10 protein-coding genes and 3 riboswitches are annotated in these 13206 nt (G+C 35.8%); of the genes, 8 read left to right on the top strand and 2 right to left on the bottom strand.

What is annotated here, in order from left to right; translation table 11 throughout:
• Positions 1–131 precede the first annotated feature (131 nt).
• A riboswitch (TPP riboswitch) is annotated at positions 132–241 on the top strand.
• Positions 242–313: 72 nt separating this feature from the next.
• Both thiM and thiE read left to right on the top strand, forming a co-directional pair.
• Entirely contained in the window at positions 314–1123 is an 810-nt protein-coding gene (gene thiM / locus AC1DS7_RS14575) for a hydroxyethylthiazole kinase (RefSeq protein WP_476999078.1), read from the top strand.
• Positions 1124–1136: 13 nt separating this feature from the next.
• Positions 1137–1796: a thiamine phosphate synthase gene (gene thiE, locus AC1DS7_RS14570; RefSeq protein WP_476999077.1), complete on the top strand. Its 660-nt coding sequence runs from the start codon at positions 1137–1139 to the stop codon at positions 1794–1796.
• Positions 1797–1913: 117 nt separating this feature from the next.
• Here the strand turns inward: thiE and AC1DS7_RS14565 are convergent, their stop codons facing one another.
• Positions 1914–3227: an anaerobic C4-dicarboxylate transporter family protein gene (locus AC1DS7_RS14565; protein WP_476999076.1), complete on the bottom strand. Its 1314-nt coding sequence runs from the start codon at positions 3225–3227 to the stop codon at positions 1914–1916.
• Positions 3228–3509: 282 nt separating this feature from the next.
• Positions 3510–3594, top strand: a riboswitch (cyclic di-GMP riboswitch).
• A gap of 134 nt (positions 3595–3728) precedes the next feature.
• Between AC1DS7_RS14565 and AC1DS7_RS14560 the strand changes: the two genes are divergently transcribed.
• From AC1DS7_RS14560 to AC1DS7_RS14535, 6 genes are all read left to right on the top strand, one after another.
• Positions 3729–5468: a methyl-accepting chemotaxis protein gene (locus AC1DS7_RS14560; protein WP_061688646.1), complete on the top strand. Its 1740-nt coding sequence runs from the start codon at positions 3729–3731 to the stop codon at positions 5466–5468.
• Positions 5469–5529: 61 nt separating this feature from the next.
• Positions 5530–5631: riboswitch (TPP riboswitch) on the top strand.
• Positions 5632–5732: 101 nt separating this feature from the next.
• Positions 5733–6053 carry an MTH1187 family thiamine-binding protein gene (locus AC1DS7_RS14555; RefSeq protein WP_000082898.1) on the top strand — a complete coding sequence of 107 codons (321 nt, stop codon included), beginning with the start codon at positions 5733–5735 and terminating at the stop codon, positions 6051–6053.
• Positions 6025–6798: an ABC transporter permease gene (locus tag AC1DS7_RS14550; protein WP_002091231.1), complete on the top strand. Its 774-nt coding sequence runs from the start codon at positions 6025–6027 to the stop codon at positions 6796–6798. Before AC1DS7_RS14555 ends, AC1DS7_RS14550 begins: the two co-directional genes overlap by 29 nt.
• Positions 6795–7793, top strand: a complete 999-nt coding sequence (locus AC1DS7_RS14545) for an ABC transporter substrate-binding protein (protein WP_476999075.1) — start codon at positions 6795–6797, stop codon at positions 7791–7793. Before AC1DS7_RS14550 ends, AC1DS7_RS14545 begins: the two co-directional genes overlap by 4 nt.
• Positions 7790–8539, top strand: coding sequence for an ABC transporter ATP-binding protein (locus tag AC1DS7_RS14540; RefSeq protein ID WP_078204731.1), 750 nt, complete (start codon positions 7790–7792; stop codon positions 8537–8539). The genes AC1DS7_RS14545 and AC1DS7_RS14540 overlap by 4 nt, the downstream gene beginning before the upstream one ends.
• Positions 8540–8984: 445 nt before the next feature.
• Entirely contained in the window at positions 8985–10517 is a 1533-nt protein-coding gene (locus tag AC1DS7_RS14535; RefSeq protein WP_002140244.1) for an ABC-F family ATP-binding cassette domain-containing protein, read from the top strand.
• A gap of 472 nt (positions 10518–10989) precedes the next feature.
• On the opposite strand, the gene AC1DS7_RS14530 is transcribed toward AC1DS7_RS14535, so the two are convergent.
• A complete protein-coding gene (locus AC1DS7_RS14530; RefSeq protein ID WP_215588698.1) occupies positions 10990–13014 on the bottom strand; it encodes a glycosyl hydrolase family 18 protein in 2025 nt (674 codons plus the stop codon).
• Positions 13015–13206 lie beyond the last annotated feature (192 nt).

Genomic DNA, 13206 nt, shown 5'->3' with positions numbered 1-13206 from the left:
ATACGTGTGAGAGTTTTACTTATATAAAGGCGAAGAATGGTTGAACCAGGAGAGTTTTGATCTCTATCATTCTATAAAAGTAAAGAACTTGTTATTTTACTAGAATAAGAGTAGACTTTGAAGTAGATGAATAATAAACACATGGGAGTTTGTGGATGCAAACTGAGAGTATGACTAGTCCGTCATTGACCATTTGAACCTGTTGGATAATGCCAGCGTAGGGAGAGTGTAAAAGCACATGTTCAGGCACTTTGCGTACGCGCAAAGTGCCTTTTTGTGTATCTCCCATTACTATAGTTAGGAGATGAAAAGGATGAATATGAAAGAAATTAGTAAAGTAGTGGATTTGGTGAGAGAGTCTAATCCACTCGTGCATAATATTACAAATGTTGTTGTAACAAATTTTACAGCAAACGGTTTGTTAGCATTAGGAGCATCACCTGTAATGGCGTATGCAAAAGAAGAAGTAGCAGAAATGGCTAGCATTGCGGGAGCCCTTGTTTTAAATATGGGTACACTTCGTCCTGAAGAGGTAGAAGCGATGTTACTTGCTGGTAAATCAGCAAATAAGAATGATGTACCAGTATTGTTTGATCCAGTAGGGGCAGGAGCAACTTCTTATCGAACAGAAGTTGCGAGATATATTCCAGCTGAAATCGATTTAGCTGTTATCCGCGGAAATGCAGCTGAAATAGCTAACGTTATTAATGAGAAATGGGAAATTAAAGGTGTAGATGCTGGTACTGGAAACGGTAATGTTGTAAATATTGCAAAACAGGCAGCGGGTGAATTAAATACAGTTGCGATAATTACTGGACAAGAAGATGTTGTTACAGATGGAGAGCGAACTATTCTTATTCGAAATGGCCATCCTATTTTAACGAAAGTTACTGGAACAGGTTGTTTACTAACTTCTGTAATAGGAGCATTTGTAGCGGTAGAAAAGGATTATGTAAAGGCAGCAGTAGCCGCATTAACATTCTATGGAGTAGCAGCAGAAGTAGCGGCTTTGAAAACAGTAGAGAATGGACCAGGAAGCTTTCAAATTGAATTTTTAAATCAGTTAGCGAATACAACTTCAGATGATATTGAGAAGTATGGAAAGATTGAGGTTATACAGTAAGGAGAGGAACTAGATGTCGCGCATTACAATGGATGAAATGTCTAGGTTATTACGAGTATATTTTATTATGGGAAGTAACAATTGTACGAAGGAGCCACTACAAGTATTGAGAGATGCACTAGAAGGTGGTATAACAATTTTTCAACTTCGTGAAAAGGGAGAAGGGGCTTTAACGGGAGAGAAACGTATTGATTTTGCGAAAGAACTACAAGCGCTTTGCAAGGAGTACGGTGTACCATTCATCGTAAATGATGATGTGGAACTAGCCCTCGAGTTAGATGCAGATGGCGTGCATGTTGGACAAGATGATGAAGGAATTACTTCTGTTCGTGAAAAAATGGGTGATAAAATTGTTGGTGTATCTACACATACAATTGAAGAAGCACGCTGGGCGATTGAAAATGGAGCTGATTATTTAGGAGTTGGTCCAATTTTCCCGACGAGTACGAAAAAAGATACAAAAGCGGTTCAAGGAACGGAAGGTCTAAAGTATTTTAGGGAACAAGAGATTGCAAGACCGATCGTTGGGATTGGTGGGATTACAATTGAAAATACAGCTTCTGTTATAGAAGCGGGTGCGGATGGTGTTTCAGTTATTTCAGCGATTAGCTTAGCGGAATCTGCGTATGAAAGTACGAAGAAATTAGTTGAGGAAGTAAATAAGAGTTTGTAGAAAAAGCCTATGTAATATTTTAAATGCTATATGGAGGAATAGACTGCCAAAAAAGTTTAAACAAACGTTTGATTAAAAAAGCACAAACCTTTTTAAATAAAGGTTTGTGCTTTTTCTTTAAAACATAATTGAAATTAAGAGCATTCCAATTCCAATAGAAGTAAAGGTTGCGATCAGGCCCGGAATCATAAAGCTATGATTTAAAACATATTTACCAATTCCTGTTGTACCAGTACGGTCAAAGTTAATTGCAGCAACGATTGTCCCGTAGTTTGGAATGAAGAAATATCCATTTACTGCAGGGAACATCGCAATAAGTAATGCCGGCGGAATACCAAGTGATAGTCCAAGTGGCACTAAAGCACGAACTGTTGCTGCTTGGCTATACAGTAAAATAGATAGAATGAATAGTGCAATAGCAAATAGCCATGGTGCACTTGTCACTAAGTGTTGAATTGATCCTTGAATTATATTTAAGTTTCCGTTGAAGAAAGTATCTCCCATCCAAGCGATACCAAAAATAGCAACAACTGCTGTTGCGCCTGCTTTAAAGACGTTACCAGTTACAATGCTTTCCACATTTGGTTTACAGAAAATAATAATAAGAGCAGCAATGGTTAACATGACCATTTCAATTGTGTTTGGCATGGAAAGACGAGCTAACTTCCCGTCAACCATCCATCCCGGACGAAGGGCTTCAAATGAACCAAGAAGTACGACAAGGAAAGTTCCTACTAGGAAAAGGATAACTGATAATTTAGCGCCTTTTACACCCGCAAATTCTTTTTTCTCTTCAAGTTTAGGGATCATTCCCTCTTTTAATCGCCTCAAGTATTCAGGGTCTTCATTTAATTCTTTTCCCATTTTACTAGCAACGAATGCAGCTACCATACAAGCAATAAAAGTAGAAGGGATACTGACTTTTAAAATATCTAACAAGGTGATTTTATAGTCGGCTAACATTGCTAAAAGTGCAACTGTTGCAGCCGATATTGGACTAGCTGTAATTGCCTGCTGGGAAGCGATAACGGCAATTGACATTGGTCGTTCAGGTCTAATTCCTGATTCGCGAGATACTTCGGCGATAACGGGAAGTACAGAATAAGCGACATGACCAGTTCCCGCGCATAGCGTGAATAAATAAGTAACAATAGGAGCAAAAAATGTAATACGCTTTGGATTTTTTCGTAATGCTTTCTCAGCAAGGTAGACAAGGTAATCCATTCCTCCAGCAGCTTGCAAAGCACCGGCAGCTGTAATTACTGCTAAAATCATAAGCATTACATCAATAGGAGGAGCTGTAGGTTGTAAGTGGAAGACGAAAACAAGTATTGCCATACCAACGCCACCCATTACTCCTAGCCCAACTCCGCCCAGGCGTGCACCAATAAAAATGCAGATTAGTAACGTAAGAAATTGTAGCCAAAACATGATAAACTACCTCCGAAATTCGTAAGTTAAGATATATTCGAATAGTTTGATTTGAATGAAAAATAAGTAATGATCCGAAATAATCCTTGTATTATATACATTTTTTATTATATAACACAAGAAATGTAACATTCACGTACTTTGTTAAATTATTTCGAAAAAATAATACATTAAAACTTTATATTTACATCTTTAAATGGATGGACATTTTAATTTTTATGTTGTAATATTTGGAAGAGAATATTTTAATTCTCATAGAACTCCCATATCGTTCAACTCGTTCAGCGAGAAAGGCAAACTTATGGAAACATGAGGACGCAAAACTACAGGGGCTAAGGTCGAAGGGCTAAGCTAGCCAGTTGCCGGACGGATAGGGTTGGTCTTGGCCAATGCTTTTTCATTGGTCTTTTTTTTTTGGTTTTTATTTGAGAATTGTTATCAATTAAAGTTGTGTTTTGAAATTATTATTTTGTATTAACTGAATTAAGGAAGGTAATGTGCATGAAAACATATTGGCATAAGCTATCGTTTCTTCAAAAGAATGTATTGTTAACTGTATTAGTTATTTTGACGCTTGTTGGTACTATGGGAGCGTTAAGTTTTAACATGTTTCAAAATAGTATGATGTCTATATTCGAAAGGCATTCTTTTGAAACTGGAGATACGGTATTACATAAATTAGACGCAGAAATATTGAGGGATGTTGCAAAAGACCCAACGGCAGAAAGAGAAAAGAGAGAGAAGTTAACAGAGAAATTAGATGAATCAACGAAAGAATTGAACAGTGTTGGACAAACGTATATTGTTGGAGCGAAAAAAAATGAAAAAGGTGAGTTACAAATCGTCGATTTGTCTACAGGTTTAGCAAATGTTGTTGAAGTAAAGCCGGGAGACTATTACAAACAACCAGATCGTTGGATGAAAGCATATGATAAAGTAATGAGCACGAAAAAAGCAAACATAACAGAGGTATATGAAGACGCATTAGGATCATGGGTAACGATATTAGAGCCAATTAAAGATGGAGAAGATAATATTGTGGCAATTGTTGCAGCCGATCTAGATGCCTCTATTGTTCCTATTACAAAGGAAAACTTCATTATACAAGGTTTAATGTTTATTTGTATTTCTGTTTTAATTGCAACTGTTATTCAATTCTTAATTGTGCGTAACGCACTTGCTCCATTGCGAGATTTACGTGAAGGATTGCGCAAAGTCGGTGAAGGTGATTTAAGTATTAAATTAGAGGAAAGACCAGATGATATTGGTATTATTAATGCGTATTTTAATAATACCATCGAGAAGTTTAAAGGAATTATAGATAAAGTGAAGCAGACAGCAGAACAGGTTTCCTCATCTTCACAAGAATTGTCAGTGAGTACGAAAGAGAATAGCATGGCAGTTCAAGAAATCGTAAGTTCTATGGTTGGGTTAAGAGCTGGCGCTCAATCACAAGAAACTTCAGTACCACAGTATTTAGGCATTGTATATGAAATGGAAGATAAGATGGAAGAGATAAAGAATGCTGCAGAACAAATGTCGAAAGAGTCTGAAGGTATGGAGCGTCATTCAGTAAAAGGAAATGGTGTTATTGAACAGGCGATTAATCAAATGAACATAATACAAAATGCAGTACAAGATTTATCTTCTATCATTTATTCTTTGGAAACAAGATCAAAAGAAATTAGTGATATTGTAAATGTAATTACAGGCATTTCAAATCAAACTAATTCGCTAGTTTTAAATGCTTCTATTGAAGCTTCGCGTGCTGAGGCAACCGGAAAGGGGTTTGCCGTTGTTGCTGATGAAGTGCGTAAATTAGCAGAGCAGACGGAAGCATCAGCAAAGGATATAGCAAAATTAATAGGGGAAACACAAGCTGAAACAGAAGAAGCTGTTGTTTCAATGCAAAAAGCTTCAAAAGAAGTAGAATCTGGAATTAAACTTGTTGAAAGTAGTGGTGCTTTCTTTGAAAAAATTTCAAAATCAGCACAATCTGTTACAAATCAAGTTAGAGCTGTTTCTAGCAATTCAAGTGATATTTTGCAAAATAGCCAAAATATTGTTCGTGTTGTAAATGAACTATCACATATCGCAAATATGTATGCGAATAGTAGTAGTAATATTGAAGAGAGTATGAAAGAACAGGAAATGTCTGTACAAGATATTGCTGAATTAGCTAGTTCTTTAAGTTGGCTTTCACAGGAGTTACAAGAGTTAATTGGGGAATTTAAAAGTTAAATGAAATGATTATACATGCTTTTGTTTGTTCAATAAAATAAATCATGCTACAATGAAAACGAATTAAGAACCGGGGAGCCAATTGGCTGAGAGGATGTAAGTATACATCGACCCTCAACCTGATCTGGATAATGCCAGCGTAGGGAGTTACTTTAAAGTGATGTAGCATAAGTTATTATAGAATAACTTGTATACAAGGCTTTCCTACATGGTAGGAAAGCCTTTTCTTTTTTTGAAACCATATTTTGTAAGGGGGATTTTATTATGTCACAACAAGTTACAATTTCATTTTCAGTAGTACCACAAGCGAAGAACAAAGATGTGTATTCCGTTGTTGATAAAGCAATTGAAGTTGTACAACAGTCGGGAGTTCGTTATGAAGTAGGGGCAATGGAAACAACGTTGGAAGGAGAATTAGATGTACTTCTTGACGTCATTAAACGCGCGCAACAAGCTTGCGTCGATGCTGGAGCAGAAGAAGTAATTACTTCTATTAAAATTCACTATCGTCCAAGTACAGGCGTAACGATTGACGAAAAAGTTTGGAAGTACCGTGATGAATATGCAAAACCAGAAGCGATCTAAAATAATCACAACAATTTGGCTTATCCTTCTCATTGCTATATGGGAAGGATCTGTTTCATTATTTAAAATTGAGCCGTGGATTTTACCGAAGCCGTCTGCAATTGTGCAAGAGTTAATTGGAATGAAAGATTTACTATTACCGAATACAGTGCAAACGTTACAGGAAGTAATAATTGGGTTGTTTTTTGCAATTTTACTTGGGACGAGTATTGCTATCATTATGGATGTCATCCCTTTATTTCGAATTTTAATGAATCCATTGCTCGTTATTTCGCAAACAATTCCAATCGTTGTGCTCGCACCATTATTTATTATTTGGTTTGGATACGGAATGTTGCCAAAAGTAATGGTTGTTATTCTTGTTTGTTTCTTCCCAATTGCGCTTAGCATTTTAGAAGGTTTCCAAACGGTAGATAAAAATATGCTGAAACTGTTACAAACAATGAAGGCAACGAAATGGCAAGTTTACCAGAAAGTAAAGTTTCCAGCAGTACTCCCATACTTTTTCTCAGGTTTAAAAATTGCTGTTACATATAGTGTGATGGGGGCGATTATTGGGGAATGGCTTGGTGCCAGCGAAGGATTAGGAGTTATGCTTACAAGAGCAACAAAATCCTTTTTAACGGCTCGAGTATTTGGTGTTGCAGCGATTATCGTCATGGTGACATTATGTCTGTACTTTATTGTTGAATTTATGGCAAGAATAACAGCACCATGGATATACAGAAAGGGCGGCAGAAAATGAAAAAAGGTTTAAAAATTATGTTAGCTGCATTATTAGCAGTAACTGTTGCCGGATGTAATCCGGCGAAGAAAGAAGAAAGTTCAAGTAAAGATAAAAAAGTAAAAGTCGTTTTAGATTGGTTTCCAAATACGAATCATACTGGCTTATATGTAGCGCAAACGAAAGATTATTACAAAAAGCAAGGGCTTGATGTAGAAATTATCCAGCCTGGTGATAATGTAACGGCAGAGCAGATGATTGCTTCTGGGAAAGCAGACTTTGCGATAAGCACACAAGAAAATGTAACATTAGCTCGTGTTGAAGGAATCCCAGTTGTTTCTGTTGGTGCAATTATTCAGCATAATACCTCTGCTTTTGCATCTCTAAAAAAAGATAATATGACGTCACCGAAAGATTTTGAAGGTAAACGTTATGGCGGCTGGGGGGGACCAGCAGAAGAAGCGACGTTAAAGACGATTATGGAGAAACATCAAGCTGATTTTAATAAAGTTGAAAAAATTATTCTTGGACAAACAGATTTCTTTAAATCAATCGGTCGTGATGCAGACTTTGAATGGATTTATTATGGATGGGATGGAATTGAAGCGAAGCGTCAAGGAAAAGAGTTAAATACAATTATGGTAAAAGACTTAGATCCAGCGCTTGATTTCTATAGTCCTGTTATTATTACAAGTGAAAAACATACGAAGCAAGATAAAGATTTTGTGAAAAAATTTATGACGGCAACGACAGAAGGTTATGATTTTGCAATTAAAGAACCGAAAGAAGCTGCGGATATTTTAATTAAAGCTGTTCCGGATGTGAATAAAGAATTAGTACAAGAAAGCCAAAAGTGGTTAAGTACAAAGTATCAAGATGATGCAAAAGCGTGGGGAGTACAGAAGGAAGAGATTTGGACAAATTACATGAATTTCTTATATGACAACAAAGTTATTAAAAAGAAAATCGATGTAAAAGATGCCTTTACAAATGAATTCCTTCCAAGTGAAAAATGAGTGGATTACAAATAAAAGATATTTTAAAAGCTTTCGATGGAAAGAATGTATTAGCAAATATTAGTGCGTCTATACAAGAGGGAGAGTTTGTCTCTTTTGTAGGTCCGAGTGGTTGTGGAAAAAGTACATTATTAAATATGATTGCAAGTGTTGAAGAGCCAACGAGCGGAGAAGTGTTTTATAACGAGGAGTATGTAAAAAAACAAGATGTTGTTAGTTATATGCCGCAACAAGATTTATTACTACCGTGGCGATCGGCTTTGCAAAATATCGTTCTTCCATTGGAAATCGAAGGGAAGCCTAAAAAACAAAGGCTGACAGAAGGAATGGAAGCATTAAAGCAATTTGAGCTAGATGAATATGCAGATCATTATCCAGATGAATTATCAGGTGGAATGCGTCAAAGAATTAGTTTCCTTCGTACGTATTTATGTGAAAAGCCAATTATGCTGCTGGATGAGCCTTTTGGAAAATTAGATGCATTTACAAAAATGGAAGTACACAGTTGGCTTTTAAATTCTTGGCATCAAGAAAAGCAAACAATTGTTATGGTTACACATGACTTAGATGAGGCAATTTTACTTTCTGATCGCGTATTTATTTTATCTCAAAGACCAGCATCAATAGTTGGCGAGGTCCAAGTGGAATTACCTAGGCCGCGAACGATGGATATGTTAACATCTCTTGAGTTAAAGAAGGATAAGGAAGAAATTTTAAGAGTATTGGCTCCTTACATGAAAAAATAGAAAAAAGTCTTTTAACAGTTTTTTGTATAATTGCTGTTAAGAGGCTTTTTTCTATTGAAGGAGAAAGATGAAATCTATAGGGGAAATAGTGGGTTCATTAACATCGGATAAATTGGAAGAAGGAACAAAAGAAAAAGTAGAGAATAGAATATAACAGAGTGGTTTATACTCTTAATATAACAAATGTTAAAGGAGTGAAAGGATAAAATGACTTTATCAACTGTTCTTCAAATGGTTTTAGCTTGATACGGGAGAAGTCTGCCCATTTTTAACAAATAAGCTAAATTGAAGACAGCAGGTAAAGAACCTTAATCCTTTCTTACGATAATATGTAATGGGTAAGGTGTATTCACCTTACCCATTTTTATATGTATAACTAAATAAGGCTTTATACTGTTGTTCTCTCTATTTAGCTTATGGATCATAAGAAAAGGAGAGAAAAAAGATGAGTATATTAACAGTAGAAAATGTAAGTCATTCATATGGTGAGAAAACCATTTTATATAATGCGTGCTTTCGATTATTAAAGGGCGAACATGTTGGGCTAGTAGGGAAAAATGGAATTGGAAAATCCACATTATTACGCTTGTTAACAGGAGAACTTATACATGATGATGGAAACATTGAATGGTTTCCACATGTGAAGATTGGCTTTCTGCAACAGCATATAGATTTACAAGAAGGCATAACAATTGAAGAATACTTGCAAAGTGCGTTTTCTAACCTGTATGAGTTGGAACGTGACATGTTAAAACTTACAGAAGAGATGGCTGGAGCAGGAGAAGTAGCGAAATTGTTAGTAAGGTATGGAGAGTTACAAACTATATTGGAGAATTCTAATTTTTATCAAATTCATACAGAAATTGAGGAAGTAGCAACAGGCTTAGGCTTGTTTGAAATAGGATTGGAAAAGGATGTTTCAAAGTTAAGTGGTGGTCAGCGGACAAAGTTGTTACTTGGGAAACTCCTTTTAGAAAAAGCGGATGTTTTATTATTAGATGAGCCAACTAACTATTTAGATACAGCACATATAGAATGGTTGCAATCATATTTACAAATGTATGAAAAAGCTTATATTATCATTTCGCATGATGAAATATTTTTGAACAATATTACGAATGTTATTTATCATCTAGAAGAACGAAAGGTTAAGCGCTATGCGGGAGATTATGAAACCTTTTTGCAAAGTTATCAATTACAAAGGAAACAATTACAAGCGGCGTATGCGAAACAACAAAAAGAAATTGCACATTTAGAGGGTTTTATTCAAAAAAATAAAATTCGTAAAGCGAAACAAGCGAAAAGTCGTGAAAAAGTATTAGAGAAAATGAAAAAGGTTGAAAAGGTTAACGATGTACCTCGCGCCCGTTTTGATTTTAATGTTTATACTGAGCCAGTGAGTCGTATATTACAGGTAGAGAAACTGAAAATTGGTTATGGTGAACCGTTATTTCCAGAATTGGATTTTCAAGTGAAAAAAGGGGAAAAGATTGCGATTATTGGTCATAATGGGATTGGAAAAACAACAATGTTAAAAACATTACTAGGACAAATAAAACCGTTAGGCGGCTCAGTTTCTGTTGGGGAACGAGTAAAACCCGCTTATTTTGCACAAGAGGAATTTTCCTCAGAAATAACTGCACTAGAAAGAGTATGGGCAGGGAGACCAGATATGACAAGAAAAGAAATCCGACAAGCATTAGCAAAGTGCGGATTGAAAGAAGAACATGTATTAAAACCTATCCAGTTATTAAGTGGAGGAGAACAAACAAAAGTACGATTATGCGAACTTATCGTAACTAAAAGCAATGTTTTAATTTTAGATGAACCAACTAACCATTTGGATACAGAGACTAAGACGGATTTACAGGAAGCGTTAAAACAATATAAAGGTACAGTTTTAATTGTTTCACATGAGCCCTCTTTCTATGAAGCATGGATAACGAAAATATGGAATATCGAAAAATGGAACGTTTAACAATAATCACAAAGAAAAGGCGTTAGCTTTTATGAGCTAATGCCTTTTCTTTGTGATTAACATGATTTTCGAGAACTCTCAAATGAGGATTGTAAGAAAAAGAACTCTTATGGTGCGCTTATAAGCGCACYATAAGAGTTCTTTTTCTTTGGTTATATTTATAATAATACTAGATGCCTTTCCCTAATAGGCTACTATCTTTTTTATATATATAGATAGTTTGAAATGGAATGGAAATGATTCCTATATGTAAAGGATAATGTGATTAGTATGGGAAAACAATAGAACTTAAAGGAAATTCATGTAAAATTCAGATGAACTTCACGCGAACTTCATATTAGAAACTAAATATAATTATAATAGGTTATTATAATATAAAATGTGATTTTTCATAAAATTAAAAGTTTAAATTTAGGATAGAGCACTCAAACCTAAATTCAAACTTTAGTGAAATAATTAATGGAGGTTACGTTTAGTTTTCATTAATGGATGCATTTACAAGTTCGGCGGGATTGCCTGTTCCTGCCCCTCCGATTGTAACTGATCCACCAGGAGGAATTTCACCATTCCATCCTGCATTCGTAATTACGTAATGATTATTTATTTTACTACTAATTTTAGAATCCCAAACTTGTGTTAAATTGCCGTTATAATCAAATTCTAATTTCCAGTTTTTAATAGGGGTCGTTCCGCTATTTTTAATTATAATTGAGAAGTTGTAACCACTTCCCCAATTTGAAGTGACTGAAAAGGTAGCATTGCCATTTCCACCAGGAGGTGTTGTGTTAGCATCATCTGTTTTTATAAGAATAGAAGTAGGTTGTGATTTGTTACCAGCAGCATCTTTTGCTAATACTGAAAATGTGTATTCTGTATTAGGTTTCAAGTTTTTAATTGTAATGCTATTTGTTGTTGTACTCCATTTTTCTTCTCCGGCAGTAATTTCATATTCAGTAACGCCTACGTTATCAGTAGATGCAGTCCAGTTTAATTGAACTGAGTTTGAATTTTTATTTGTAACAGAAATATTTTTTACATTTGTTGGTGATTCAGTATCTTTTTGAGTAATAGGTCCACCAAGTAATTCTTTTACTAACGTATCAAGTAATTTTGGTCCACTACAACTATATTTTGGACTTGTACGGCAATCCCCGCTTAGTTCCCAAAACATTGCGCCACTTAAACCTTTTGTCTTTATATAGTCTGTTTTATATTTCATAGATTCGTTGTCATCATAGCTAATAAACGTGCCTGTAGTCGCATTATATAAATAAGGTACTTTCGCTACATCGTTCCATCCGCGAACAAAACCATTTTTATTCACATAATTAGATGCTAAATCACCATAATCGTACACACCTGTGTCACCGGTAGAATAATCATCCCAAGTACCTTTAGAAGCGAGCTTTCCGTCACTACCTGGTTTACAAGGTTGGTATTGCCCATTATTTTCTTTTCCGCAACTTTTCCATCCACGTCCGTAAAAAGGTACACCTAATACGAGTTTATCCGCTGGAACCCCTTCATTTGTATAAATGTCTATCGCACCATCTACGTAAAATTTCGTATCCGCTGCGGGGTCATTTGGATCTTTGTATAGTGCAGCATTATGGTTAGAAGTAGCTTCCCATCCACCGTGGAAATCGTATGTCATAATATTAATCCAATCCAGTATTTGAGAAATCTTCTTTAGCTCTGTATGATCCGCATAACGTTGGCTTGCACCTGACGCGATTGTTAGTAAATATTGTTTACCATCTTCTGCACCAGCTTTCGTTAATGCATTTCGAACATCTTGAAGCAGAAGGGTGAAGTTTTGTTTATCTTCAGGACGATAACTACCACCAGGAATCGTTTCAACACCCGGGTATTCCCAGTCTAAATCAACGCCGTCAAATCCATATTCGCGAAGAAAAGCTACTGTAGATTCAGCGAATACTTTTCTTGTTTTTTCATCAGCGGCCATATCAGAAAAGCGGTTAGACCAAGTCCAGCCACCAACTGAAATAATTGTTTTTAAGTGAGGATACTTAGCTTTTAATCGTTTCAGTTCTCCGAAATTTCCACAGCGGGCATATTTATCACAATCTTCCCAAGTTGTACCCGATCCCGGATAAGATTTTGTGACATCAGCCCATGGTTCACCGAGTACGAGAGTGCCATTAGGGACCTCTTTATTTTGCAGTGGTACACCAGATTCTTTACAGTTCCACGTTTGTTTATTTGGATTATCGGGGTGAGTAGAAGGGTTTCCATGTTTTCCATTCCAGCAAATATCAGCGAAAGCATAGTTTAAATGAGTTAGCTTTGATGCATCAATGTCTGCAACTTGATAATTACGTCCGTAAACGCCCCATGAAGGAAAATACCCAACAATTTTTTGACCTTGCTTTGGTGAATCTGCTAATGCGAAATTTGGAGTAATAAAGTTTGTGAGAAAAAGAGGTAAGAAAAGTAGTAGGGATAGTAATAGTAGCGTGAATTTTTTTGATCTCATAGTCATTTCTCCTTTCAAAATAAAAGATATATTTAAAGGCATGCGCCAATAAATCAAAGTGAATCTAGACGTATGAAACGTCTAGATAAAAATGATCAGACATCACGAAGTCTATACAAGGGAGCTGGGGGTGATTAAATCGTAGCAAATGCAAGATTTGGTGTAAACGCTTTATTTGATTCGCAAAGATTT

This window comes from Bacillus sp. P4_E1 (assembly GCF_056401715.1).
This window is presented reverse-complemented; position numbering and strand designations above follow the sequence as displayed.